20 protein-coding genes are annotated in these 26,156 nt (G+C 67.9%); 10 read left to right on the forward strand and 10 right to left on the reverse strand.

Annotated features, from left to right (window positions below):
* The coding region (locus tag AC067Z_RS36975; protein ID WP_478794041.1) for a WXG100 family type VII secretion target at window positions 1-202 on the forward strand (202 nt) is incomplete at its 5' end.
* Between the two features lie 227 nt (window positions 203-429).
* Here the strand turns inward: AC067Z_RS36975 and AC067Z_RS36980 are convergent.
* The 8 genes from AC067Z_RS36980 to eccCa form a co-directional block, all read right to left on the reverse strand.
* Entirely contained in the window at window positions 430-2,511 is a 2,082-nt protein-coding gene (locus tag AC067Z_RS36980) for a protein kinase domain-containing protein (protein ID WP_478794042.1), read from the reverse strand.
* A 29-nt stretch (window positions 2,512-2,540) separates the two neighbouring features.
* Entirely contained in the window at window positions 2,541-4,751 is a 2,211-nt protein-coding gene (locus tag AC067Z_RS36985; protein WP_478794043.1) for a protein kinase domain-containing protein, read from the reverse strand.
* A gap of 380 nt (window positions 4,752-5,131) precedes the next feature.
* The gene (locus AC067Z_RS36990; protein WP_478794059.1) at window positions 5,132-5,401 is read right to left on the reverse strand and encodes a GntR family transcriptional regulator; all 270 of its coding nucleotides are present in this window, start codon (window positions 5,399-5,401) and stop codon (window positions 5,132-5,134) included.
* Window positions 5,392-5,913, reverse strand: coding sequence for a hypothetical protein (locus AC067Z_RS36995; RefSeq protein ID WP_478794044.1), 522 nt, complete (start codon window positions 5,911-5,913; stop codon window positions 5,392-5,394). The genes AC067Z_RS36990 and AC067Z_RS36995 overlap by 10 nt, the downstream gene beginning before the upstream one ends.
* Before the next feature lie 301 nt (window positions 5,914-6,214).
* Entirely contained in the window at window positions 6,215-6,760 is a 546-nt protein-coding gene (locus AC067Z_RS37000) for a hypothetical protein (RefSeq protein ID WP_478794045.1), read from the reverse strand.
* A 73-nt stretch (window positions 6,761-6,833) separates the two neighbouring features.
* Window positions 6,834-9,137 carry a hypothetical protein gene (locus AC067Z_RS37005; RefSeq protein WP_478794046.1) on the reverse strand — a complete coding sequence of 768 codons (2,304 nt, stop codon included), beginning with the start codon at window positions 9,135-9,137 and terminating at the stop codon, window positions 6,834-6,836.
* 10 nt (window positions 9,138-9,147) lie between these two features.
* Entirely contained in the window at window positions 9,148-9,651 is a 504-nt protein-coding gene (locus AC067Z_RS37010) for a hypothetical protein (RefSeq protein WP_478794047.1), read from the reverse strand.
* A 163-nt stretch (window positions 9,652-9,814) separates the two neighbouring features.
* Entirely contained in the window at window positions 9,815-13,786 is a 3,972-nt protein-coding gene (eccCa, locus tag AC067Z_RS37015; protein ID WP_478794048.1) for a type VII secretion protein EccCa, read from the reverse strand.
* Window positions 13,787-14,010: 224 nt separating this feature from the next.
* Here eccCa and eccD point away from each other — a divergent pair, with 224 nt between their 5' ends.
* From eccD to AC067Z_RS37045, 6 genes are all read left to right on the forward strand, one after another.
* Window positions 14,011-15,510: a type VII secretion integral membrane protein EccD gene (gene eccD / locus AC067Z_RS37020; RefSeq protein ID WP_478794049.1), complete on the forward strand. Its 1,500-nt coding sequence runs from the start codon at window positions 14,011-14,013 to the stop codon at window positions 15,508-15,510.
* A 165-nt stretch (window positions 15,511-15,675) separates the two neighbouring features.
* The gene (rpsO, locus tag AC067Z_RS37025) at window positions 15,676-15,963 is read left to right on the forward strand and encodes a 30S ribosomal protein S15 (protein ID WP_030041128.1); all 288 of its coding nucleotides are present in this window, start codon (window positions 15,676-15,678) and stop codon (window positions 15,961-15,963) included.
* Window positions 15,964-16,261: 298 nt separating this feature from the next.
* Window positions 16,262-18,478, forward strand: a complete 2,217-nt coding sequence (locus AC067Z_RS37030; protein ID WP_478794050.1) for a polyribonucleotide nucleotidyltransferase — start codon at window positions 16,262-16,264, stop codon at window positions 18,476-18,478.
* On the forward strand, window positions 18,475-19,854 hold the full coding sequence (locus AC067Z_RS37035) for a M16 family metallopeptidase (RefSeq protein WP_478794051.1): 1,380 nt from the start codon (window positions 18,475-18,477) through the stop codon (window positions 19,852-19,854). The genes AC067Z_RS37030 and AC067Z_RS37035 overlap by 4 nt, the downstream gene beginning before the upstream one ends.
* A gap of 27 nt (window positions 19,855-19,881) precedes the next feature.
* A complete protein-coding gene (dapB, locus tag AC067Z_RS37040; RefSeq protein WP_478794052.1) occupies window positions 19,882-20,634 on the forward strand; it encodes a 4-hydroxy-tetrahydrodipicolinate reductase in 753 nt (250 codons plus the stop codon).
* A 2-nt stretch (window positions 20,635-20,636) separates the two neighbouring features.
* Window positions 20,637-21,089, forward strand: a complete 453-nt coding sequence (locus tag AC067Z_RS37045; protein ID WP_478794053.1) for a tetratricopeptide repeat protein — start codon at window positions 20,637-20,639, stop codon at window positions 21,087-21,089.
* 2 nt (window positions 21,090-21,091) lie between these two features.
* Here the strand turns inward: AC067Z_RS37045 and AC067Z_RS37050 are convergent, their stop codons facing one another.
* Window positions 21,092-21,640, reverse strand: coding sequence for a hypothetical protein (locus tag AC067Z_RS37050; RefSeq protein ID WP_478794054.1), 549 nt, complete (start codon window positions 21,638-21,640; stop codon window positions 21,092-21,094).
* 115 nt (window positions 21,641-21,755) lie between these two features.
* Window positions 21,756-22,022 carry a hypothetical protein gene (locus tag AC067Z_RS37055; RefSeq protein ID WP_478794055.1) on the reverse strand — a complete coding sequence of 89 codons (267 nt, stop codon included), beginning with the start codon at window positions 22,020-22,022 and terminating at the stop codon, window positions 21,756-21,758.
* A 182-nt stretch (window positions 22,023-22,204) separates the two neighbouring features.
* Between AC067Z_RS37055 and thyX the strand changes: the two genes are divergently transcribed.
* The 3 genes from thyX (at window position 22,205) to AC067Z_RS37070 (ending at window position 25,907) form a co-directional block, all read left to right on the forward strand.
* The gene (gene thyX, locus AC067Z_RS37060; RefSeq protein ID WP_478794056.1) at window positions 22,205-22,945 is read left to right on the forward strand and encodes an FAD-dependent thymidylate synthase; all 741 of its coding nucleotides are present in this window, start codon (window positions 22,205-22,207) and stop codon (window positions 22,943-22,945) included.
* 189 nt (window positions 22,946-23,134) lie between these two features.
* Window positions 23,135-24,034 carry a 4-hydroxy-tetrahydrodipicolinate synthase gene (gene dapA, locus AC067Z_RS37065; RefSeq protein ID WP_478794057.1) on the forward strand — a complete coding sequence of 300 codons (900 nt, stop codon included), beginning with the start codon at window positions 23,135-23,137 and terminating at the stop codon, window positions 24,032-24,034.
* 187 nt (window positions 24,035-24,221) lie between these two features.
* The gene (locus AC067Z_RS37070) at window positions 24,222-25,907 is read left to right on the forward strand and encodes a ribonuclease J (protein ID WP_478794058.1); all 1,686 of its coding nucleotides are present in this window, start codon (window positions 24,222-24,224) and stop codon (window positions 25,905-25,907) included.
* Window positions 25,908-26,156 lie beyond the last annotated feature (249 nt).

The following is a 26,156-nucleotide window of genomic DNA, read 5'->3' on the forward strand; positions in this document are numbered from 1 at the left end:
CCTTGAGGCCATCCAGACACAGATCCGCAGCGTCTCGAACACCTGGGAAGGCGAGGCGAAGACCGCCGCAGACGGCGCCCACGGCAAGTGGGACAAGGAGACGCGCGCCATCCACACGGCCCTGAAGGGCATTGCCAAGGCAGTGCGCGAGGCGGGCCCGGCCTACCAGGCCGGTGACAAGAAGGCTGCCAGCAACTTCTAGGCAGCGCCAAGCAGAACAGCAGGGTGGGCACGCGCGGGAGGTGCCCACCCCTTCTGCTGCATCGACGCCGGGCAGACTGAAGATCAGGCCGCGCTTGCGGGTTCGCGACCCATGCCCACCGCCCAGCCGACGCTGTCACGATGCGACTGCGCAGCCCGCACTAACTGGGCGATATCGGGTCCAGTTCGGACAGGGAAACGAAGCTACTGCGCCGTCGGGAGCACCACTCACGCGAACACCGGAAGCGCCATTACCTCCGCCCCCGCCCTCACGAAGAGGCGGTTGCCGTCGCCGTGCACCCAGTAGGAGTTGGAGTCGTTCGGCAGTGGGCGGCTCCAGACGCGCTTCTTGTCGCTACGTGACATCACTTGGAGCTCCCAGTCGTCCCCAGCACCTGCCTTCGAACCGACAGCACACACCGCATCGCCCTGTACTGCCACCGGGCTGTCTTGGAAGTAGCCACTTGGTGATTTCCAGACCTCGGTTCCGTCTGTGGGGTCGAGGGCCCAAATGTAGGGGCCTCGTGTGCTGTACACGATGTCGTCCCGGATGAGAGGGGGGCCCGAGGGCTGCATCAAGCCGTCGACAGTGGCGGCGCTTTTCGCCCACCGTTCGGTGCCGTCCGACAGGTTGCGGGCGGTCAGCGTGGCACCGTTGATCAGGACCATGTCCTTGTGCAGCACGGGGAAGAGACCTGCCTGGCCGGTGGGCGACTGGTCGTCGATGGTCCACACCTCGTGCCCATCGGACGTGTCGACGGCCAGGACGCGGCCCTTGCCCGTGGCGATCACCAGTCGGCTGCCGCCGGCCACACTGCGCGGACGGGTCTCGGCATTCAGCAAGACCCTGGGGCGGACGCTCCAGAGGATGCTGCCGTCGGAGCGGCTGATGCCGCGGAGTCGGTCGTTCTTCGTGACGACGTACACGGCCGAGTCGTCGGCGGTGAGGATGTACTTCGCGGATGCGGGGACCGACCACCGGGCTTCGCCCGATTCGGCAACGAATGTCACTACGTCGCCCTTCTTGTCCACGGCCGCGATGAGCGCGTCCGACAAGGTGACGACGCCGGCGGCGGCGACCGGGCCGGGGGCGTGCCAGCGGCGCTTGCCGTCGACGACACTGTGGGCAGTCAGTCCGGCCTTGCCGACGGCGAACACGACATCGCGTACAGGTACCAGCCCGCCCCCTCTCTCGTCGAGCAGCCGTGCGGGGCCCCACAGCGGCTTGGGATTCCCGGCCGTCGCGGCGACCGGGTCTGCCATCGGGGTGTCGGCCGCCGGAGGCAGGGCGTACGGCCCTGAGTCATCGCGACTGCCCAGCCACCAGGCCGTCGCCCCGGCTCCGGCGGCGAGCGCCGCGCCGCCCACCGCGAGTGTGGTGAGCAGGCGCCGTCGTGACATTCCCTCAGCTTCGGAGGAGGTAACCACCGTCGTCAGGTGGTGGATCGTGCGCTCCCGCTCCTTGATGTCCGACGCCAGCGGCCCATGGCGCCATACCCGTTCCGTGCCACGGGCGGGCGGGAACGCCGCTGCCAGCTGACCGGGTGTCGGCCGCTGCGCCGGGTCCTTGGCGAGACAGGGACCGATGAGCGGCGCGAGATGCGGCGGGACCCGGTCCATACGTGGTGCTCCGTGCACGACCTCGTACTGCACCGCTGCGATGTGGGTACCGGTGAATGCCTGGGCCCCGGTGATCGCGTAGATCAGTACGGCACCCACTGAGAACATGTCCGCCGCGGGCCCGACACGCTGCCCCAGCACCTGCTCAGGCGCGCCGAAGCCGGGAGTGACGGGTATCTGCCCGGTGGTCGTGAGAGTGAGCCCGTGCTCGGGCCGGGCGATGCCGAAGTCGATGACGCGCGGTCCGGTCGAGGTCAGAACGATGTTGGCGGGCTTGAGGTCGCGGTGGATCAGCCCGGCCGCATGGATGTCGGCCAGTGTCCGGGCCAGCGAGGAGGCCAGAGCGCGCAGTGTCGGCTCGTCCAGCGGCCCGTGACTGCGGATGGCATCGTCCAGCGTCGGACCGGTCAGGAACTCGGTGGCGATCCAAGGGCGCCCGCCTTCGGTGTGCGCCCCGAGCACCCGTGCCACGCCTGTGCTGGTGACGGACTGCGCCATCTGGGCCTCGCGGACGAAACGTTGCGCCAGATTCGTGTCGTGTGCCAGCTCGGGGTGGAGGACCTTCACCGCGGCCTTCCCTCCGAAGGAGTCCTGGCCGAAGTAGACCTTGCCCATACCACCCTCGCCGAGGACGCCGAGGAGACGGTACGGTCCGAGCCGGAGCGGGTCGCCAGTGCCGAGGGGTTTCACGAGGGAGGCTGCTTTCTAGGCGATCGGGGTCAGTTGTACGGATAGGCAGCGAAGTAGTCTTCACCGATGGCGACAATCGCTTCCGGGATGCCGTGGTAGCCGTAGAAGCGGTCACCCCGGGCGATGCGGGTCTTGCCTGCCTTGCCCGTATCGACGGAGAACGACCGCAGTAGGCCTGATTTACTGCTGTATGCGTAAACCTCGCTCACACCAGGGGCCGGCGGCAGCGTCACGTCGAGGTCGGTCCCGCTGCGGGAGGGGGTCCGCCACAGCAGGTCCCCTGTGACCCAGTCGAGGGCAACAAGACCGAGGCCTTCCTCGACGGCGAGCAATCCAACTACATCCAACGCGGGCGGTCCCGTCCGTGCCTTGGCGAGGCCCGGCCCGAACGACCACTTTTCCTCGCCGTCTTTCAGCGCGAGAGCGCGCAGCCGGCCCACCGGAGGGTAGACGTGCCAATCGTTGACCTCCAGCATTCCCCGGATGGCGTCCGGCGCGGGGGCGTCGAGCGACTGCCTCCACAGCTCCTTTCCCCGACGTGAGTCGTGGACAGCCAGGGTGACCGTGCCGTCGGCCATTTCCTGGAGGACGGCCAGATGGTCCTTGACGGCCCGCGCGGCCAGAAAATGCAGCCGGTCCGACGTTCGCGGTCGGGAGGGAAGCGGCTGCCGCCACAGCACTTTGGCGGTGTGCACGTCGACAGCGAGCAGGTACCACTGCTGGGAACTGTCGTAGCCGATGGCCGTGCCGGAGTGCTCGCCCTGCCCTGCTGCCAGGAACACGACACCGGAGTGGGCGCTCAGGAGCTGCGTCGCGGGGAGACTTCCGTTGTAGTCCTTCAGCTCGACGGTCTCCGGCTTCGGATTGTGGGCGAACTTGACCGAGGAGATGGCGAGCGGGTGGTTGCCGGAGGGCGGCGCCTCGGAGGCGTACACCCTGCTCTCGTCGATGTTCCCGTCGTCAGTACAGCGGTGGGCCGGGCCCTTCAGCAGGGGGGTGTCGACGCGACCCGTGTTGACGTCGATGGTCCGCAGTCCGTCGTCGTCCGCGATGGCGAGCGTAGGTCCGAAGGAGAGGGGGACCGGCGGGGTCAGCGAGGCTCCCTCCAGGCGTAGCGGAAGCTCCCACAGCCAATCGCCCTTCTCGGCCACCGGCTTGGGGGACTTGTTCTTGGCGCCCGGGCTGTCGGGGCTTCCATCCGCCGAGGCCGCCCAGTTCCAGATGCCACCGCCGATCGCGGTGGCGCCGACGACGCCCGCGCCACCGATGGTGAGGAGTTTGCGACGGCTGACTTCCCGTGGGGGTGCCGGCACGGTGTCCTCGGTGGCGTGGTCTGCCGGTGCAGGCAGTCGTTGTGGCTGGTGTTGCCAGACCTCTGTTGCGCGCCGTGCGATGTCCGTCAGCAGCGTGGGCGGGAGGTGGTCGGCGAACTCGCCGTGGCCGTCGTGCAGCTGGGCTGCCAGTTGCCCGGTGGTGGGGCGTCGCGCGGGGTCTTTTGCCAGGCCCTCGCTGAGGATGGCGGCAAGGCCCGCCGGCACTCCCGTCAGGTCGGGGTCGGAATAGCGGACGCGATAGAGCAGGTCCGCTGCCTGTCCCGTGCCGAAGGGGCCGTTGCATGTGGCGGCGAAGACGAGGACACCGGCGAGGGCGAACACGTCGCCCGCGGGCGTGTGTTCCTGGCCCGTGGCCTGTTCCGGGGACATGAAGGCGGGTGTGCCCGCGGCGGTGCCGGTGCGTGTGAGGCGATCGTCGCCGGCGGCGCGGGCGATGCCGAAGTCGATGATCTTGGGACCGTAGGCGGTGATCATGACGTTGGACGGCTTCAGGTCGCGGTGGACGACGTCGGAGGCGTGGAGTTGAGCGAGAGCTCCGGCGAGAGCCGCGCCCAAGGCTCGGACGGATGCCTCGGGCAGGGGGCCGCAGAGGGCGACGGCGTCGTCCAGGGGCGGGCCGAGGACGTACTCCGTGGCGAGCCAGGGGGTTTGGGCGGCGGGGTCGGCGTCGACGACGGTGGCGCCGTGGTGGCTTCCGATGATGCGCGCGGCGTCGGTCTCGAGGTGAAAGCGGGTGCGTGTGGCGGCGTCGGCGGCGATGCGGGCATGCATAGTCTTGAGGGCGACGGTGCGCCCGCCGGCCGAGCGGCCGAGGTAGACGGTGCCCATGCCGCCGTGGCCGAGGCGGGCGAGCAGGCGGTGACCGCCGATCTCGGCCGGGTCGTCATGGGTCAGAGGCGCAAGCATCGTCATCAGGTCCTGGGGGCGATCGGGGGAAGGCGGAGCTCGGCCGCGAGCAGCTGAGCCGACTGACGGGCGAGTGCTGCGGTCACAGGGCCCGGCGGCCAGCCGGGCGCGAGCAGTGACGCCGCCGAGTCCAGCACCGTCGCCGACGGCGCGGCCCGCCGGCGTGCGGTCGTTCCGTACGCACATGCTCCATTCGCGAACCCCCTCTGCCCCGATCTGCCTTGACGGCAACCGCAAGAGCTTATCGAGGGGCCGGGAGCCGTTCCGCGTGCGGGTCCACGAGCTCGCGGGCTGTACGTGAATCCGCGTTCCGCGGAGTACCGCTGCTTCCGCCCTCCCACGACCGGCAGTGTCGGCCGTCCAACTCGATCATTTGTCGATTACGCCTCGCCCCGCCCCTCGGGTGAGGGCTCCGGAATCCCTGTGTCGGGGGTGACGTAGCAGCCCTTGCCGGGCACTGTGAAGATCAGGCCGCGCTCGCGTAGTTCGCGCATGGCGCGACGCGCCGTCGTTTGCGCGATGCCGTATTCGTCGGCGAGACGGGCAGGGCCGGAGCAGCCCGCCGCCGCGAGATGGACGAGGCGGCGGCCATGCGGAAGGAGCGGGCGGCCTGCGGTACTTGCACGTAAGCGGTGGGTCGTTACTGGCAGGGCTGGGTGCTGCGATAGGACTCGGAGTACGCGGCGAGGAAGCGCTCCATCTTGGAGCCGACGTCACCGTCGGGGCGCACCACATGCAACTCGAAGGAGAACCTCTCGGCTTTGTACTCCGGGTTCTTGCAGTCGACCACTGTGACCGCCCCTTCGTCCCAGACCGCGAATCGACCGCCTTGGGTCGACCGCGTGTTGAATTGCTGGCTCTCTGCGGCGGCGTCCTCGGCACTTACTTTGCCCTGGTGCCAGACACCTTCGACGGAGAGCTCGATGTCCCCGTCAACGATCAGGTTGCAGAAGTGGTGCGGGGACGGGCTGTTGGACTTCGACTCGCTGACCTTGAGCTTGTTCCCGCCAGGCAGCAGGTCCTTGGTGTTGTCGATGCCGACGCTCAGGATGCGGTCGACCCACTTCTGATTGTCAGCGGCCGCCTCGTTGCATTCCTTGTCTGCCGCGGAGTAGAGCCCCCGACGCTCCCGACCCGCCGCACGCCGCCGCCGTGCGGTCACTGCTGCGACGTGGCTGGCTCTCCGACGTCGCCTTCAGCACACCCGAACACCTCGTCCAACGCATCCGACGCGGCCTACGGCACATCCAGTACCGCAGCGACCTCATAGACGGTTGCCTCGCCGAGACCGGCCTGACCATCAGACCCACCTGAGCAACCCAGCGACATCACGAGTTCAACCTCAGTAACCCCCCGGCCTCACCCATTCAAGTTCGGTACTTCTGAGCAGCGCCCGTAGAGCAGGAGGGCAGGCACGCGCGGGAGGGCCCACCCTGCTGCTGTTCCCAAGGAGAAGCTGCTCGTCAGCCCAGCATCTTGCTGCACTCACCGGAGGACGCGACGCCGCCGGCGTACGCGGTGACGAGATTGAGCATTTCGGCATCTGTAGCGTCGTCGTGAGTCACCCTGACGGTTGCCCAGAGAGATTCGTCATCTTTCTTAGGATCGGGGCAGTCGACGCGCCCAACCGCCCCCGTTTTTGAGTAGATGTAGCGATGATCCTTGCTCTGGGCGTCGGCCGGGTCGACTGCGAGTGCACCGCGTGCCACATCCTGCGCCGAAGTGTCGCTCTCCCAGGGCTCGATGCTGGCAGAGAATACCGACTCGCCGTCGACGTGCAGCCGACAGCGCTTGTTCCCTCCGACTGCTGTTGGATGAAGGGTGATTTCCTTCCCGGGCGGAAGTACGGGCTCCAGCGCCTTGGCCGCGATCTTCACACCGCACAAATCGGTGGGAACCGCGTACTCGCGGTCCGGAGAGGCACAGGACACCGTGAGCGTGAGCATTGCAGCCAAGCCCACGCCGGACACCAGCGTTCGTGCCACCTGACTTCGAGCGCTCGAGATCACTTTCATAGTCCTTCCGGATTGGGCGATACCTCCGGGGGCACCCCATGACTTGGCCTCGTGGCAGTGACGCACGTCAGATGTCCGTCTGGAGCTCTGGTGCCACACGGCCTGAGAAGTCGCCGCCATGCTGGTAACCGTCCCGCGCGCCCGTCCGTGCCCACTCGGCGATGTCTCCGCCGTCGGGTAGATGATGGGCTTTCGCGGCTTCGGCGGCGGCGTTCTGCGTGTATTTGATGTTGCTGTCCAGGCCGTTCTCCCAGTCCTCACCCATTTGCGCTCCGGCCGCGTCCTTCGCATTGCCCTCGGCGTCCTGGAAGAGCCCTTCGAGGATCAGGCTGCTCACGGTGCTCGCACCACCGCCGACTGCAGCACCCACGACGGGGCTCGCGATGAAGGAGACGCCCACGCCGATACCGGTGCCGACGCCGCCGGAGACGGCATTCTTCCATTGCGCCACGGACTGCTCGTACTTCTTGTCCGCTTCATCGGCGGGGCCGGCCACGGCTTCCTGTCGACCGACGTTGAGAGTTCCCGAGACCTCACCGGAGGCATGGGCGATTTCACTGACGAGCAGCTGCTTGTTCTCGCTGTAGCGCTGGTCCGCCGGAAGTTCAGGATTGAGGTGGTAGTCCATCAGATTGGCCATGTAGGCCTTCTGGCTGACTTCGACCGCGGCGTACCCCTCCGGGTCCTGCCCGACCGTGAGCAGGAATCGTGAAACGTCCCTGTGGTCCATCACGGCCTCGTTACCGGCCACGGGGAACAGCTTCTCGATCCTGTCGCGGGCTTCCTTCTCGGTCTGAGTGGCATCGTCGCTCGGATTGGTGTCCGTGGTGGCCCGATTGATGTCGGGCAGATACTCGGATGCGATCTGCCCGATGCTGTCGGACATGTACCCGTGATCCGTGAGGCGCTTGTTGTCCTCGGAGATCGAACGGACGAGATTCTCCATCAGGTTGGCCTGGTCCGCAGTGTGCGGCGGCGTGTCCTCAGTAGGTAGTTCGCCCGCCGGATGACCGGTCGTCGCCGCCTCCAGCGCCATCGCCAGGTTGTTGCGGCCTTCGATGCTGTCCTCACCCTTGTCGGTTCTCTCCTGTGGCCAGTCCCGCTCCTCGAAGAGATAGTCGAAGTTGCTCAGCGCCCTCTTCTCGTTCTTTCCGTTGCCGTCCGCATCCTCTTCGAATTCATGGTCCTCGTCCTTGGTGACGAAGTCCGCGGTGAAGAAATCGGTGGCGGCGTCTGGACTGTTCGAAAGTGCCTTGAGGAAACCCGTCATCGGGTCCGAACCCGAATCGCTGCCGGTGCGGTTCAGAAGGGGGTCCATGCCCATGTGCTGCCACGCCATCGGCACGTGGCGGCCGTTGTCGCTGAGTTTCTTCTCGGTCGCGATCAGCTCGCTGCCGTAGTACTTCAGGAACTGATCATCATAGTTGCCCCACCGCATGAGGTTGCTCATGACCTGGAAGCCGGTGGTCGTGCTGTTCTTGGAGATGTTTTGGTCACCGAGGTTGACCATGTCGACCTTCCACTTCGACATCTCGGTGGTGTCGGTCTGAGTGGCGGCGGCGAGCGTGAGACTGAGGTTCTTCTGGAGTTCGGCGAACTGATCGACTCGTTCGGGACCCATCTTGTAGGTCATATGGGGGTGATTGATACCGGCCCAGAAATTGAGTGTCCCCTCCGCTCCGAGCTTCTCGGCGAACAATTCGGCGAAGATCGGGTCTCCCGAGTACTTCTTCAGGCCGGCATTGAGGGCGTCGAAGTCCCCCGGTGTGAGGTCCTCCGGCTTCTTCCCCGCCAGGACAGCGAGCCGCTCCGCTTCCTTCACGGCGTTGGCCGCCTGGTCGCGGTCCTTGTACGATGCGTCCGAGAAGCCGTAGTCGGTGGGGTCCACCAGCGCCTTGAGCGCTGTCGACGCGGACGTGTCGATCTCCGTGGCCTTGTCGAGGATGCCCTTGAGTTCGCCGGCCAGGTCGTTGACGTCCTCCTGGCCGTTGGGAGCCTTCTTGTCGGGGTTCTCCCGGACGGTGAATCCGCCGCCGTTGGCGCTGACCGTGAGGTTCTTGCCCCGGCCCCGTTCTATCGCTTCCTTGAGCAGACGCTGCTGCGTCTTGAGCTCGTCTCTCGTGTCGAGCATGATGTCGCGGATCGACGTGGCCTGGGTCAGGGCGTCACCGAACTCGCCCGCGGTCTTTCCGACGAACCTGCGGGAGACGATGGCGTTGTCCCCTGCCCAGTTGGCCTTGTTGGCCTTTCCCTTGAGACCGTCGTTCGCGGCACGCTTCAGTTCTTCGAGCTTGGTCAGCATGCTGGTCCAGTCGCTGACCGTGTCGTCGAGCAGCTTGAAATTGGCCGAGTGAAGGGCTTCGAAGTCCATCAGATGTCCCTCAGTCCTCGTCCTTTTTCTTTTCCTTCTCGCCGTACACAGGGTTCTTCTCGCCCTGCTTCGCCCAGTCCTCGTCGAACCCGGCGTCGAGCGTGTAGATGCTGCTCACGTGCCGCTCGATGAAGATCTCGTCGCCGGCGTGCGCGTTCTTCGTGAAGTCCATGTGGTTCGAGATCAGCGCGCACGCGTCCATCAGCGAGCCGAGTTGCTTGTCCCAGCGGGTCGACACGTGCTGCAGCGCCTTGCCCAGCGCGAAACCCTGACCGTCCAGGTCGGTCCCTGCCGTGTCCGTGCTCGTGACCCGTGCTTCCTTCCACAGCCGGTTGTACAGCTTGAATGCCTCGTCGCCGATCGCGGCAAGGTCCTGCTGATCGACCGCGAGGAAACCGCCCTGAGGGTTCCCGGCATTCGGTCTGTCCTCCGGCGGCAGCCCGTTCAGCTGCATCCGTGCGGACTCCTTCTCGGCCGCCGAAACCTTCAACTGCTCCCACTCGTCCCAAGCCACCCGCAGGGCTCCTTCCCGCGTACACCGATGGACGGTTCGTTGCCGTGTCGCGCTATGTGACGTGCCGTGCCCGGAGGCCGGGCGCATTCTCCGCGGGTCCACGAGGGCGAACGCGGGCAACAAGCCCGCGAAACGCCCCCGCGAAAACCGCGGCCCCCGATGCTCAGTGCAGTTCCGACGGCATGAGCCCCGTCTGCACCAGCGGGTTCCCCCGCTGCCGCGAGATGAAGATGCCCCGCCCGGCCGGCATGGGCCGCATCCGGACGCCGCCCAGCACGTCGCCCTCCTGCGGGTCTCCGGAGAGCAGTACGCCCTGGGCGCCGAGCTCCATCATCCGCTGCATGAAGGCCTCGTACGCAGCCCGGCTCGCGCCGGCTCCGCTGCGGGCGATGATGAAACGCACGCCGACGTCCCGCGCGAACGGCAGCAGCTCCGTCAGCTTCGACAGCGGGTTGCCGCTCGACGTGGACACCAGGTCGTAGTCGTCGACGACGACGTACACCGAGGGGCCGCGCCACCAGCTGCGGTCCCGCAGCTGCTGCGCCGTGACATCTGCCGACGGTGTACGCCGCTGCATCAGATCGACCAGCGCGTCCACGTGGTGCTCCATGTTGTTCGACATGGGCACGTACTCGGCCAGGTGACTGGTCGGAGTGACGTCCAGCAGCGCACGGCGGTTGTCGATCACGAAGAACTTGCAGGAGTCCCCGTCGTACCTCTCCGACAACTGCTTGATCAGCAGCCTCAGGATGTTGGACTTCCCGGACTCGCTCTCGCCGAAGACCAGGAAGAACGGATCCCGCTCGAAGTTGACGAAAACCGGCTCCAGGTTGTTCTCGTCGATGGCGAACGCCACTCCGCGCTGGGGTTCCGCGAATCCCGCGGGCAGGCTCTCGGCCGCCAGTTCGCGGGGCAGCAGGCGCACCTCCGGCGCCCCTGGCGCCGTCCAGTGGCGGGTGACCTCCTGGGACATCGCTGCCGTGGCCTCGGACAGATCGCTGTCCGAGTTGATGCCGTCGATGCGCGGCACCGCGGCCATGAAGTGCAGCTTCTCGGGGGTCAGACCCCGGCCGGGCACACCCGTCGGCACGTTCACCGCTGCCTTGCGGTCGAGCTCGGAGTCCATCGTGTCACCGAGCCGCAGCTCCAGCCGGTTCATCAGGTGGTCCTTGAGGTTCGCCCGGACCTCCATGGAACGCGAAGCAGTGATGATCACGTGGATGCCGTAGCCGAGGCCTCGTGCGGCGATGTCGACGACGGCGTGCTCGAGGCCCTCGTAGTCGGAGCGGAAGTTGCCCCAGCCGTCGATGACGAGGAAGACGTCGCCCCACGGCTGCTCGGTCACCGAGATGTCGCCCCGTGCCCGCATGCGGCGGAACGTGGCGATGGAGTCGATGCCCGCGCTGCGGAAGTACTCCTCGCGCCGCGACAGGATGCCGTAGACCTCCGCCACCGTGCGTCGCACCCGCTCGGGGTCGAGACGTGAGGCGACCCCACCGACGTGCGGCAGGCCGGCCACGGACGACATGCCGCCACCGCCGAAGTCCAGCCCGTAGAACTGGACTTCCTGCGGCGTGTGGGTGAGGGCGAAGCCCGCGATGAGCGTGCGCAGCAGCGTCGACTTGCCCGACTGCGGACCGCCGACGATCTGCATGTGGCCAGCCGCGCCGGAGAAGTCGCGGTAGAGCGTGTCCCGGCGCTGCTCGAAGGGCTTGTCCACCACGCCGAGGGGCACGACGAGCCGACCCGCGCCCTCGAACCCGGGCTGTGTCAGCCCGCGGCCCTCGACTCCGGCCAGGCCCGGCAGGAGTTCGTCCAGCGGCGGCGGGTTGTCGAGCGGCGGCAGCCACACCTGGTGGGCCTCCGCACCGCGGCCCTCCAGCCGCCGCACGATCACGTCGAGCACGGTGTCCGCCAAGGCGTCGTCCTGCGCGGCACGTGCCTCGGGAACGCGGGACGGAGCGCTCGGCTCCAGGTACCGGACCGGAACGGGAGCCGCGGTGAACGGCACCGGGCGGCGGTCCACCGGGAGAGGGCCACCGGGAATCGCGGCCTGCTGATTGGTGCGGTACACACCGGAGACGTATGCCGCCTTGAACCGCACCATTTCGTCCGTGCCGTACTTCAGATATCCGGAACCGGGGACGTTGGGCAGCGTGTACGCGTCGGGCACGCCGATCGCCGCACGCGATTCCGCGGCGGAGAAGGTACGCAGACCGATCCGGTACGACAGGTACGTCTCCAGCCCGCGCAGCCGGCCCTCCTCCAGACGCTGCGAGGCCAGCAGCAGATGGACACCGAGCGAACGCCCGATGCGGCCGATCTGCACGAACATCTCGATGAAGTCCGGCATGGCGGTGAGGAGTTCGCTGAACTCGTCGATCACCAGGACGAGGGACGGGATGGGCTGCAGCGGGGCTCCCGCGGCACGCGCCTTCTCGTAGTCGTGGATGTTCGCGTAGTTGCCGGCGTCGCGCAGCATCTCCTGGCGGCGGTTCAGCTCACCGCGGATGGAGTCACCCATGCGGTCGACGAGCGTGAGGTCGTCCGCGAGGTTGGTGATCACGGCGGCGACGTGCGGCATCTGAGACATGCCGGCGAACGTCGCGCCGCCCTTGAAGTCGGCGAGGACGAAGTTCAGCGTCTCGGAGGAGTGGGTGACGGCAAGACCCAGGACGAGGGTCCGCAGCAGCTCGGACTTTCCGGAGCCGGTGGCGCCGACGCACAGGCCGTGCGGGCCCATGCCTTCCTGCGCCGCCTCCTTGAGGTCCAGCATCACCGGCGTGCCGTCCTCGCCGACACCGATCGGCACGCGCAGCCGCTCCGACTGGGAACGGGGGCGCCAGGTACGGGTGACGTCGACCGAAGCGGCGTCGCCCAGGCTGAGGAGGTCAGTGAAGTCGAGGTTGGCCAGCAGCGGTTCGTCGTCGTCGGAGCCGGAGCCCGCGCGCAGCGGCGCGAGCTGGCGAGCCAGCGCCTCGGCCGCTTCGATACCCAGACGGTCGGGACTGCCGTCGTAGACGAGACCGTGACCGGATTCGAGCTGCAGCGAGTCGGGGTGCACGATGATCGACAGCCCGCCGCGCGCACCGGTCATCTCGCCGGGTACGACCTCGATGATCGTCACACCCTGGAGACCCTCTGCTGCGGCGAGTACCGACATCGAGGGAACGGTCTGGCCGTCGAGCACGACGACGATGTGCGGCTGATCGAGCAGCGGGTGGTTGCCGCCCTGGAAGCGCGGACGGCCGTCCAGCCGTGCGCCGAGAAGTTCGTCGAGTTCACGCGCGTCAGTGGTGATCAGACGCCGGCTTCCGGCACCGTCACCGGCACCCTGGGCCTGCACGTGCGGGAGCCACTTCGCCCACTCCCACCGAGGCGCTGCGGAGGATCCCGCCGCGATGGCGATGACCAGGTCCTCGGGGGAGTGCAGCGCGGCGAGCGAGCCGACCATCGCGCGGGCCGCGGAGAGGACGGACTCCTCGTCCCCCGACACCGTCAAGTGGTAGAACGCGCGCAGGGAAACGGCCATGGGAAGACCGTCCAGCGTGCTGTGCGCCGTGAGGAACTGCTGCATCGCTCCGGCGGTGAGCGGCTCCAACTCGTCGACCGGAGCGGTTTCGGGGGCGACGAGCGGAGTGGCGAGCTGCTGGCTCCCCAGTCCGATGCGTACCTGCGCGAAGTCGTCGTCGGCGATGCGGCGCTCCCACACACGACTGCCTTCGGCGACCAGCGCCCACAACTGCTCGGGGGACGGGTGCAGATAGAACTGGGCGTCGCGTTGGAGATGCGCGGTGCGCAGCACCGCACGGCGGGTCTGCGTCAGGTACTTGAGATAGTCGCGCCGCAGGTCGGCGAGCTGCCCCTGGGTACCACGCCGGTAGCGGACCAGCATGGCGATCGCCATGGCGACCGTCGAGGCGATCATCACCATGCCCATGATCCGCATGATCGGGCTCGGCGTCATGAAGAAGAAGACGACCGAACCGCCCATACCGAGCATCGGCAGGAGCTGCATCAGGGCGCCCTCCTGCTGCCCTCTGGGCAGCTCGGGCGGCGGTTGCAGCTGCACCTGCTGGCCGGGCACTTCGGACGGCAGGGCCCGTGGTGGGCGCTTGACGACGATCTGACTCACAGCTCACCAATTCCCTTGCCGGACGGAATTTTTCCTATCGGCGCCCCCGTGGCGACGGGTTCCATCCGCGGTGAGGGATCCTACTTGCGTGCGGAGTCACGGGTGGGCGGTAGGGTGGCGCGACGTGTTTGCGCACCCATGAACTACCGCAAAAAAAGGGTCATTCGGAGCGCAATGGCACGCTTGCGAGCCACAATCACCACGAGGGGAAGCAGCAGGTGAGTATGACGGCCCCAGCCGCGGCCACCGGAGCCGGTCAGCCCGCTCCCGCGACGGTGTCCGGCGGCGGCACCGGTTTCTGCCGGGTCACGGTGGTGGCGCCGGACGGACGAGTCGACGTCGCGCTGCCCGAGGACATCGCGGTAGCCGATCTCTACCCGGAGATCCTCCGCCTGTCCGGCCAGAGTCCCGCCCAGGGCGCCCCGGTCGGCTACCACTTGGTCCGCCGTGACGGCACGGTTCTCGACGGCGGACGGTCCCTCGCGGCCCAGCGCATTCTCGACGGCGAGCTTCTGTCGCTGCGCCCCTTCGCCGAGTCGCTGCCGCCGGCGGTGTTCGACGACGTCTCCGACGCCGTCGCCTCCGCTGTCGCCCGCGACCGCACCCTGTGGACCGACGACCTGATGCGAGGCGCCGGGCTCTTCGGCGGCTCGATCCTGCTGGTCCTGCTCGCCTTCGTGCTGTGGACGGCCGAGCCGCGCCACGACATGCACGGACTGGCCGGCATCCTCGCGGGCGTCACGGGTGTCCTTCTCCTCGCGCTCGCCGGCGTGCGTGCCCGTGTCTACGACGACCGTGGCTCTGCGGTCGCCCTCGGTGTCGGAGCGATGGCGAACGCGGCAGTCGCCGGTGCCGGTCTGCTGCCGCTCGGTGAGGGACAGGGCATCGGCAAGCTCCAGTTCCTGCTCGGCTGCGCCGCGGTCCTCGTCTGGGCAGTGATCCTGATGATCGTCGCCCCCGGCGGGGACAGCCCCTTCGTCGCCTTCGTCTTCGCCGCCACCATCGGCGTACTGGTGACCTTCGTGGCCATCGTGGCGAAGCTCGAGACCGCCGAGACCGCCGCCGCCTGCGCGCCCCTCGCGGTGGGAGCCCTCGCGTTCCTGCCGGGTCTCTCCACCCGTTTCGCCCGCCTGCCCATCGGCTTCGAGCCGCCCCGCACGAGCGTCGGCGGCTACGGCAGCGACCCCGAGCCGGCGGGGCCGGTCGACGCGGCACGTATCGCCGCACAGGCGCGTCGCGGCCACGAGCTGCTGGTCGGCCTCGTCGGCGGCTGCGCCCTGGTCGCCGTCGGTGCCGCGGCCGTGCTCGGCTTCTCCGACGACGTGTGGGGTCAGCTGCTCGCTCTGGCCACCGGCGTCTCCATGCTGATGCGCGCCCACCTCTTCCGTTACACCGCGCAGGTGGGCTGTGCTCTCGCCGCCGGTCTCGGCGCGCTGGTGCTGCTCGGGCTGGGCCTGTGCCTCAACCCGCCCGTGGAGCTGATCCGTGACGCGCTCCGCGGTGACGGCACGGCCCTCGACATCCGTACGATCTGGCTCACGGCGGCGATCGCCGGGGTCGCCGCGCTGATCACGGCCGTCGGTCTGATCGTGCCGCGCAAGGGTGTCACGCCGTTCTGGGGCCGGTTCCTCGAGGTCGCGGAGACGTTTGTGCTGCTCACGCTCGTACCGCTGTGCCTGGCGGTCTTCGACGTGTACCACTCCATCCGGGCACTGACCTCCTGAACCGCCTGGTACCCTGTGTAACGGCCGTTTGTGTACGCGATCCCCGGAATCCATTCGATTCTGGAGTGCAGCGCTCATCGGACCTTCGCCTCCGAGTCACGGAAGCTCCCCTGAGACCAAGACCAGGGGCACTCGTGGGCGCACGAACACCATGAGGAGTACCGAGTGTCTCTCGACGCCGCTACGAAGAAGCAGATCATCAGCGAGTTCGGCACCAAGGAGGGCGACACCGGCTCCCCCGAGGTCCAGGTTGCGATGCTTTCCCGCCGCATCTCGGACCTGACCGAGCACCTCAAGACCCACAAGCACGACCACCACTCCCGTCGTGGTCTGCTGATCCTGGTCGGCCAGCGTCGCCGTCTGCTGCAGTACCTGGCCAAGAAGGACATCCAGCGCTTCCGTGCGCTGGTCGACCGGCTCGGCATCCGCCGCGGTGCGGCCGGCGCCAAGTAAGTCACCGTGAAGGGAGCGGTTCCCACCGAGAGGGGGCCGCTCCCTTTGCCGTATATACGGCGGCACCGGCCGCCGTACGTGCGCGACGGGCCGGACGGCAATTAGTCTGGTCGCACAACGCCACACCCATTTGAGAGGGAAGACGCCTCCCCGCCGCCGGTCCTCGGTAGTGGCCCCCGGACATCGACACCGGGTGCTTCGATCGAAGACCGGCCCGCACACAAGGCGTGCTTCTCCGCCATCGCCTCGCACCACACGGGTGCGTGGGCGAAAAGACGAAACGTAGGAGAAATCGCTAGTGGAGAACGAGACCCACTACGCCGAGGCCGTGATCGACAACGGCACCTTCGGCACCCGCACCATCCGCTTCGAGACGGGCCGCCTGGCCAAGCAGGCCGCCGGTTCCGCCGTGGCGTACCTGGACGACGACACCATGGTGCTGTCGGCCACCACCGCTTCCAAGAAGCCCAAGGACCAGCTCGACTTCTTCCCCCTGACGGTGGACGTCGAGGAGCGGATGTACGCAGCCGGCAAGATCCCCGGCTCCTTCTTCCGCCGTGAGGGCCGGCCCTCCGAGGACGCGATCCTCACCTGCCGCCTGATCGACCGCCCGCTTCGCCCGTCCTTCAAGAAGGGCCTGCGCAACGAGATCCAGATCGTCGAGACGATCATGGCTCTCAACCCCGACCACCTGTACGACGTGGTCGCCATCAACGCCGCCTCCTGCTCCACGCAGCTGGCCGGCCTGCCCTTCTCCGGCCCGATCGGCGGCACCCGTGTCGCTCTGATCAAGGGCCAGTGGGTCGCCTTCCCGACGCACACCGAGCTCGAGGACGCCGTCTTCGACATGGTCGTCGCGGGTCGCGTCCTCGAGGACGGCGACGTCGCGATCATGATGGTCGAGGCCGAGGCCACCGAGAAGACCATCGAGCTCGTCAAGGGCGGCGCCGAAGCGCCGACCGAGGAGCTCGTCGCTGCCGGTCTCGAGGCCGCGAAGCCCTTCATCAAGGCGCTGTGCAAGGCCCAGTCGGACCTCGCCGCCAAGGCCGCCAAGCCGACCGGCGAGTTCCCGGTCTTCCTCGACTACCAGGACGACGTCCTGGAGGCGCTGACCGCGGCCGTCAAGGGCGAGCTCGCCCAGGCGCTCACCATCGCCGGCAAGCAGGAGCGCGAGACCGAGCTCGACCGCATCAAGGAGCTCGCCGCCGAGAAGCTTCTCCCGGCCTTCGAGGGCCGCGAGAAGGAGATCTCGGGCGCCTACCGCGCGCTGACCAAGAAGCTGGTCCGCGAGCGCATCATCAAGGACAAGGTCCGCATCGACGGCCGCGGCATCACGGACATCCGTACGCTCGCCGCCGAGGTCGAGGCCATCCCGCGTGTGCACGGCTCCGCGCTGTTCGAGCGTGGCGAGACCCAGATCCTGGGCGTCACCACCCTCAACATGCTCCGCATGGAGCAGCAGCTGGACACCCTTTCCCCGGTGACCCGCAAGCGCTACATGCACAACTACAACTTCCCGCCGTACTCCGTCGGTGAGACCGGCCGCGTGGGATCGCCCAAGCGCCGCGAGATCGGCCACGGCGCGCTCGCCGAGCGCGCCATCGTGCCGGTGCTGCCGACGCGCGAGGAGTTCCCCTACGCGATCCGTCAGGTGTCCGAGGCCCTCGGCTCCAACGGTTCGACGTCCATGGGCTCGGTCTGCGCCTCCACCATGTCGCTGCTGAACGCCGGTGTGCCGCTGAAGGCCCCCGTCGCCGGTATCGCCATGGGTCTGATCTCCGAGGAGATCGACGGCAAGACCCACTACGTCGCCCTCACCGACATCCTCGGTGCGGAGGACGCCTTCGGCGACATGGACTTCAAGGTCGCCGGCACGAAGACGTTCGTCACCGCGCTCCAGCTCGACACCAAGCTCGACGGCATCCCCGCCTCGGTCCTGGCCGCCGCGCTGAAGCAGGCCCGCGACGCCCGCCTCCACATCCTCGATGTGATGAACGAGGCCATCGACGTCCCGGACGAGATGTCCCCGAACGCCCCGCGGATCATCACGGTCAAGATCCCCGTGGACAAGATCGGTGAGGTCATCGGCCCCAAGGGCAAGATGATCAACCAGATCCAGGAGGACACCGGCGCCGACATCACGATCGAGGACGACGGCACCATCTACATCGGTGCCGCCGACGGCCCGGCCGCCGAGGCCGCCCGCGCCACGATCAACGGCATCGCCAACCCGACCATGCCGGAGGTCGGCGAGCGCTACCTGGGCACGGTCGTCAAGACGACCACCTTCGGTGCGTTCGTGTCCCTGCTCCCGGGCAAGGACGGCCTGCTGCACATCTCGCAGATCCGCAAGCTCGCCGGCGGCAAGCGCGTGGAGAACGTCGAGGACGTCCTCGCCGTGGGCTCCAAGGTCCAGGTCGAGATCGCCGAGATCGACTCGCGCGGCAAGCTCTCCCTCATCCCCGTGATCGAGGGCGAAGAGGGCGACGAGAAGAAGGACGACACCGACAAGTGACGTCCCGTAGTTCACAGGCGACGGCCCGCACCTCCTCGGAGGCGCGGGCCGTCGCCCGTACCCAAACCCTGCTCAAGGGCAAGGACGGCATCGGCACGGTCCGGCGCACCATCCTGCCCGGCGGTCTGCGCGTCGTCACCGAGACGCTGCCGTCCGTACGCTCCGCGACCTTCGGGATCTGGGCGAACGTCGGCTCGCGCGACGAGACGCCGTCGCTCGGCGGCGCCACGCACTACCTCGAACACCTCCTGTTCAAGGGCACGCGCCGGCGTTCCGCTCTCGACATCTCGTCCGCGATCGACGCGGTCGGCGGCGAGATGAACGCCTTCACGGCCAAGGAGTACACCTGCTACTACGCCCGGGTGCTCGACACGGACCTGCCCCTCGCCATCGACGTCGTGTGCGACATGCTCACCGGCTCGCTGATCGAGCAGCATGACGTCGACGCCGAGCGGGGAGTGATCCTCGAAGAGATCGCGATGACCGAGGACGACCCGGGCGACTGTGTGCACGACCTGTTCGCGCAGACCATGTTCGGCGACTCGCCTCTCGGCCGCCCGGTGCTCGGAACCGTCGACACCGTGAACGCCCTCACCGCGGACCGGGTGCGTCGCTTCTACAAGAAGCACTACGACCCCACGCACCTCGTCGTCGCGGCCGCAGGCAACATCGACCACGCCACGGTCGTACGCCAGGTCCGCCGCGCCTTCGAGAACGCCGGTGCCCTCTCCCGCACGGACGCGGTGCCCACCCCGCCGCGCGACGGACAGCGCACCCTGCGGACCGCGGGCAAGGTCGACCTGCTGAACCGCAGGACCGAGCAGGCGCATGTCGTCCTCGGCATGCCCGGTCTCGCCCGCACCGACGACCGCCGCTGGGCCCTGGGAGTGCTGAACACCGCACTCGGCGGCGGCATGTCCTCCCGGCTCTTCCAGGAGGTCCGCGAGAAGCGCGGCCTCGCCTACAGCGTGTACTCGTACACCTCCGGCTTCGCCGACACCGGCCTGTTCGGCGTCTACGCGGGCTGCCGGCCGAGCCAGGTCCACGACGTGCTCAAGATCTGCCGCGACGAGCTCGACCGGGTCGCCTCGGACGGTCTGTCCGACGAGGAGATCGGCCGTGCCATCGGCCAGCTCTCCGGCTCCACGGTCCTCGGCCTGGAGGACACCGGCGCGTTGATGAACCGCATCGGCAAGAGCGAACTGTGCTGGGGCTCCCAGATGTCGGTGGACGAGATGCTCGCCGGGATATCCGCCGTCACCCCCGACGAGGTGCGCGCGGTGGCCGCGGACGTGCTGGGACGGCGACCGTCCCTGTCCGTCATCGGCCCGCTCAAGGACAAGCAGGCCGACCGCCTGCACGAAGCGGTCTCCTAACCCGTAAAGCCCGTAAGGATGAGTGCAATGAGCAAGCTGCGCGTGGCCGTTCTCGGTGCCAAGGGCCGTATCGGCTCCGAGGCGGTACGAGCCGTCGAGGCCGCCGACGACATGGAACTGGTCGCGGCTCTCGGCCGCGGTGACAAGCTGGAGTCCCTCGTGGAGTCCGGCGCCCAGGTCGTGGTCGAACTGACCACCCCGGCGTCCGTCATGGGCAATCTGGACTTCTGCGTACGCCACGGGATTCACGCCGTCGTCGGCACCACCGGCTGGACCGACGAACGGCTCGCGCAGCTGAACACCTCGCTCGCCGCCTCCCCGGAGACCGGCGTGCTCATCGCGCCCAACTTCTCCATCGGCGCCGTGCTCACCATGAAGTTCGCCCAGCAGGCTGCGCGTTACTTCGAGTCGGTCGAGGTCGTCGAGCTGCACCACCCGAACAAGGCCGACGCCCCCTCCGGCACGGCCACGCGCACCGCCCAGCTCATCGCCGCGGCACGTGCCGAGGCGGGCAGCGCACCACAGCCCGACGCCACCCTCACGGCACTCGACGGCGCCCGCGGCGCCGACGTCGACGGCATCCCCGTCCATGCGATCCGGCTGCGCGGGCTCCTCGCCCACCAGGAGGTCCTGCTCGGCGGCGAGGGCGAAACACTGACCATCCGTCACGACTCGCTGCACCACAGCAGCTTCATGCCGGGCATCCTGCTCGGTGTCCGCCGTGTCGTCTCCGCTCCCGGCCTCACTTTCGGCCTGGAGAACTTCCTCGATCTGGGCTGACCATGCGCGCAAAGATCACGTACTTCGTCACGGCTGCCGTCCTGGTCGTCTACTTCGTCCTGGTCGGCAGCCGGGGCGTGATGCTTCTGCAGCAGGGCACCGTGCTCACCGTCACCTTCGGTGTCGCGGTGCTGATCCTGCCGGTGATCGGCATCTGGTTCCTGTGGAAGAACACCCGGTTCGTCAGCCGGGCCAACCAGCTGGCGGCCGAACTGGACGCGGAGGGCGGGCTGCCCGTCGACGAACTGATCCGCACTCCGGGCGGTCGTATCGACCGCGATTCGGCCGACGCCGTGTTCGCAGAGCGCCGGGCCGAGACCGAGGACTCACCGGACGACTGGCGGTGCTGGTTCCGGCTCGCCGTCGCCTATCACGACGCCCGCGACACCCCCCGTGCCCGCAAGGCGATGCTACGAGCGATCGCGCTGCACGACGGCAGGCCCGTCGCCCCCTGACGTCAGGCGGCGCGGTACTCGGCGCCCCACGCCTCGATGGTGTCGGTGGCCCGGTCGAAGGCCTCGAGACGCGCGAGGAAGTCGGCGTTGTGGTCGGTGAGCAGCGTGATCGGCTCACCGCCGTGCCGTACGAGCACCAGGGCCTGCCCTTGCACGGTCCGTGGCAGTCCGAGCCAGCGGACGGGCTGCTGCACGGTCCGCACCTCGGTGGTGCGGTTCCACGGAATCGTCCCCGTCGCGAAGAACCCGACGCGGCGCACGCCGTGCCGACTCACCCACGTGCCCATGCGAAGCAGCCGCAGGGCGGACACGATCACCAGACCGCCGAGGAGCATGCAGGCGCCGGCCCCGGGGAGGGCGCCCGCAAAGGCGATGATCATCGCGGCGATGAGCACGAACGACGCGAACAGCAGGAACAGCGCCGCCGTCCCCACCCGCCACGGCCCCGGCCGGTACGGACGCCGCCAGCGATCGTGGTCGTCGAAGGGCAGCGCGACGTCATCCGCTTGCGTGTCAAAAGCACGGTCGGCCGTCAGAAAGGGCAGGGGCACGACTGATCCTCACTCACCAGCACACTCGATTCGGCTGTGCCCGGTGAGGCTACCGAGGTGACGGGGACGGGACCACCCCCGGGGGTCCGGACGGGTACCGGCCCCGCCCGCTGCGTCAGCGTCGTTCGGAGGCTTCGGACTTCTGCGAATGAGTGGGCGCCTGACCCGTCTCCAGTGCGGGAAGCCCGAACAGCAGCGAGCCGACGAGACCGCCGACGACGGTGAACCCGATCATGACGCGTCCCAGCAACTGCGATCTGCTGGGGCGCTCCCGGGGCGGGGGAGTGACGTTACTGCGGAAGGCGTCGGCCTCGGCCACGAACGAGAACGGGACGGACTCGCGCCTGGGGATACCGCCCAGCGGTGGCTGGGGGAGGAACATCTGGGACTCTCCTTGCATAAGTGCTTCGGGTGCTACCCCTACAGACGAGTGGAACGGTCATTCGGTGCCGTATTTCCCCGAATTGACCAAAGGAACCCCTCGTCTGCCGTCGCGTCCTTCGCTGTCGGTGGTGCGCCGTAGAGTGGGCGCCGCCCGAGCGATGCAACTGGAAGGACCCGCCGGTGAGCGACACCCCCGCAGAGAACGTCAAGCCCAGCTTCCGCAGTGATGTCACGGTGGAGCTGGTGAAGCACACCGCCGGTGACTCGGACGTGCTGTGGGCCGCCCGCGTCTCCACCGCGGGAGAGCAGTCCCTCGAGGAGCTCTCGAAGGACCCCGAGCGCTCGAAGGGCCTCATCAACTACCTGATGCGGGACCGCCACGGCAGCCCCTTCGAGCACAACTCGATGACCTTCTTCATCAGTGCCCCGATCTTCGTCTTCCGGGAGTTCATGCGGCACCGCGTCGGCTGGTCGTACAACGAGGAATCCGGCCGCTACCGGCAGCTGGAGCCCGTCTTCTACGTCCCCGACGCCGAGCGCAAGCTCGTCCAGGAGGGCCGCCCGGGCAAGTACGTCTTCGTCGAGGGCACCCAGGCGCAGCAGGAGCTGACCGGTCGTGTCATGGACGACGCGTACCGCCAGGCGTACGAGGCGTACCAGGAGATGCTGGCCGCGGGCGTCGCGCGCGAGGTGGCCCGGGCGGTACTCCCGGTCGGCCTCTACTCGTCGATGTACGCCACGTGCAACGCACGCTCGCTGATGCACTTCCTCGGACTGCGCACCCAGCACGAGGACGCGAAGGTCCCTTCCTTCCCGCAGCGTGAGATCGAGATGGTCGGCGAAAAGATGGAAAAGGCCTGGGCCGAGCTCATGCCGCTCACCTACGCCGCGTTCAACGCCAACGGAAGAGTCGCCCCGTAGGGCACAGATGTGCGGTCAGCCTCGAGAGGTGTCCGTATTGCGACGTTTCGCGAAGTTCATCTAGGCTGATCAGACGGACCCGGCACTGCTTGAACCCCCGAGCAGGCAGTGCCGGGTTCCCCATGGCACGTCGTACGTCACGTCCCCCGAGGGGACACCGTGCGCTGAGCAGCGAGTAGCGTGTTACCCATGGCTCCGATCTCCACTCCGCAGACCCCCTTCGGGCGGGTCCTCACCGCCATGGTCACGCCCTTCACGGCGGACGGCGCACTCGACATCGCAGGCGCCCAGCGACTGGCCGCCCATCTGGTGGACGCAGGCAACGACGGCCTGGTCGTCAACGGCACCACCGGCGAGTCGCCCACCACCAGCGACGCGGAGAAAGACCAGCTCGTACGCGCCGTAGTGGAAGCGGTCGGAGACCGCGCCCATGTCGTCGCGGGCATCGGAACCAATGACACCGGTCACAGCATCGAGCTCGCCCGCGCCGCGGAGCGCGCCGGCGCACACGGGCTGCTCGCGGTCACGCCGTACTACAACAAGCCCCCGCAGGAGGGCCTGTACCGGCACTTCTCGGCAATCGCCGACGCGACGGAACTGCCCGTCATGCTGTACGACATCCCCGGCCGCAGTGGCGTCCCGATCGACACGGAGACGATCGTCCGCCTTGCCGACCACCCGCGCATCGTCGCCAACAAGGACGCCAAGGGCGACCTCGGCCGTGCCAGCTGGGCCATCGCCCGCAGCGGCCTCGCCTGGTACTCCGGCGACGACATGCTCAACCTCCCGCTGCTGTCCGTCGGCGCCTGCGGCTTCGTCTCCGTGGTCGGCCATGTCGTCACCCCCGAGCTGCGCGCCCTCCTCGACGCCCACCGCGGTGGCGACGTCCAGAAGGCGACGGAGATCCACCAGAAGCTGCTCCCCGTCTTCACGGGAATGTTCCGCACCCAGGGTGTGATCACCACCAAGGCGGCGCTGACCCTGCAGGGACTGCCCGCCGGTCCGCTGCGCCTTCCGCTCGTGGAGCTCTCTCCGGAGGAAACGGCACAGCTCAAGATCGACCTGGCGGCCGGCGGGGTACAGCTCTGAACACAGACTTCACAACTGAATATCCGAAAAACCGGCCGACGAGACCGATGAGCGCGACGAGCCCGACGCAAGCGGCATGTCACGACTCGATCGAACCGGGCCGGACACACAACAACTGAACGTGCCTGAATGTCATGTACGCCACGTGCCCCCGCGGCCCGGTGGCGGACATGGTGAGGAGAGTCTTTTGAGTCATCCGCATCCTGAACTCGGCGCGCCCCCGAAGCTGCCCAAGGGCGGCTTGCGCGTCACGCCGCTGGGCGGTCTCGGCGAGATCGGCCGCAACATGACGGTCTTCGAGTACGACGGCCGGCTGCTGATCGTCGACTGCGGCGTCCTCTTCCCCGAGGAGGAGCAGCCCGGTATCGACCTGATCCTGCCGGACTTCACGACGATCCGTGACCGTCTGGACGACATCGACGGCATCGTGCTCACGCACGGCCACGAGGACCACATCGGTGGCGTCCCGTACCTGCTCCGCCTGAAGCCGGACATCCCGCTGATCGGCTCCAAGCTGACCCTCGCCCTGATCGAGGCCAAGCTCCAGGAGCACCGCATCCGCCCGTACACGCTCGAGGTGACCGAGGGGCACCGCGAGCGCATCGGTCCGTTCGACTGCGAGTTCATCGCGGTCAACCACTCCATCCCGGACGCCCTGGCCGTCGCCATCCGCACCCCCGCGGGCATGGCCGTCCACACGGGCGACTTCAAGATGGACCAGCTGCCGCTCGACCGTCGCCTCACGGACCTGCACGCCTTCGCGCGTCTGAGTGAGGAGGGCATCGACCTCCTGCTCTCGGACTCCACGAACGCCGAGGTCCCGGGCTTCGTCCCGCCCGAGCGCGATATCTCGAACGTCCTGCGCACGGTGTTCGCGAACGCCCAGAAGCGCATCATCGTGGCCAGCTTCGCCAGCCATGTGCACCGCATCCAGCAGATCCTGGATGCCGCACACGAGTACGGACGCCGGGTGGCGTTCGTCGGCCGCTCGATGGTCCGCAACATGGGCATCGCCCGCGACCTGGGTTACCTGCGTGTCCCGGCCGGACTCGTCGTCGACGTCAAGACGCTGGACGACCTTCCCGACCACGAGGTCGTGCTCGTCTGTACGGGATCTCAGGGCGAGCCCATGGCCGCGCTGTCCCGGATGGCCAACCGCGACCACCAGATCCGCATCGTCCAGGGCGACACGGTCATCCTGGCCTCGTCCCTCATCCCGGGCAACGAGAACGCGGTCTACCGCGTGATCAACGGCCTGACGCGATGGGGCGCGAACGTGGTCCACAAGGGCAACGCCAAGGTCCACGTCTCCGGCCACGCCTCGGCCGGCGAGCTGCTGTACTTCTACAACATCTGCAAGCCGAAGAACCTGATGCCGGTCCACGGCGAATGGCGGCACCTGCGAGCCAACGCCGAACTGGGCGCGCTGACGGGGGTCCCCAAGGACCACATCGTCATCGCCGAGGACGGCGTGGTCGTCGATCTGGTCGACGGCAAGGCCAAGATCGTCGGCAAGGTCCAGGCCGGATACGTCTACGTCGACGGTCTCTCCGTCGGCGACGTCACCGAGCCGGTCCTCAAGGACCGCCGCATCCTGGGCGACGAGGGCATCATCTCGATCTTCCTCGTCGTGGACAGCACGACCGGCAAGGTCCTGGGCGGGCCCAACATCCACGCCAGGGGTTCCGGCATCGACGACGCGGCGTTCTCCGCCGTGATGCCCAAGATCGAGGACGCGATCGCCAAGTCGGCCTCCGACGGCGTGGCCGAGCCCCACCAACTGCAGCAACTGGTCCGCCGCACGGTGGGCAAGTGGGTGTCCGACACCTACCGTCGGCGCCCGATGATCCTGCCGGTGATCGTCGAGGTCTGACCTCGTCACCTCGCTGTTCCCTGGAGCGGAGCCCCCGATTTGCGTCGGGGCGCTCCGCTCCAGTACGTTTACATCTCCGCTCGAACGGGAAACCGCGCACACTCATGTGTGCGTACCGGTGCCCGAAGACGGGTGGGAATTCCGACTCAGAATCTCTGATAAAGTCGGAGTCGCTGAAAAGGAAAGCGCGAAAGCGAATACCTGGAAAGCAGCCCGCCGGCCGGGAATCGGACACGAAAGAGTCTGATA

The organism is Streptomyces sp. NPDC043812 (genome assembly GCF_056436245.1).

Bases quoted from the DNA above. Each gene is read 5' to 3' on its own strand.
- AC067Z_RS36985 (WP_478794043.1), bottom strand. From the start codon at position 4,751: ATGCTTGCGCCTCTGACCCATGACGACCCGGCCGAGATCGGCGGTCAC.
- dapA (WP_478794057.1), top strand. From the start codon at position 23,135: ATGGCTCCGATCTCCACTCCGCAGACCCCCTTCGGGCGGGTCCTCACC.
- AC067Z_RS37045 (WP_478794053.1), top strand. From the start codon at position 20,637: ATGCGCGCAAAGATCACGTACTTCGTCACGGCTGCCGTCCTGGTCGTC.
- dapB (WP_478794052.1), top strand. From the start codon at position 19,882: ATGAGCAAGCTGCGCGTGGCCGTTCTCGGTGCCAAGGGCCGTATCGGC.
- AC067Z_RS37055 (WP_478794055.1), bottom strand. From the start codon at position 22,022: ATGTTCCTCCCCCAGCCACCGCTGGGCGGTATCCCCAGGCGCGAGTCC.
- eccD (WP_478794049.1), top strand. From the start codon at position 14,011: ATGACGGCCCCAGCCGCGGCCACCGGAGCCGGTCAGCCCGCTCCCGCG.
- AC067Z_RS37005 (WP_478794046.1), bottom strand. From the start codon at position 9,137: ATGGACTTCGAAGCCCTTCACTCGGCCAATTTCAAGCTGCTCGACGAC.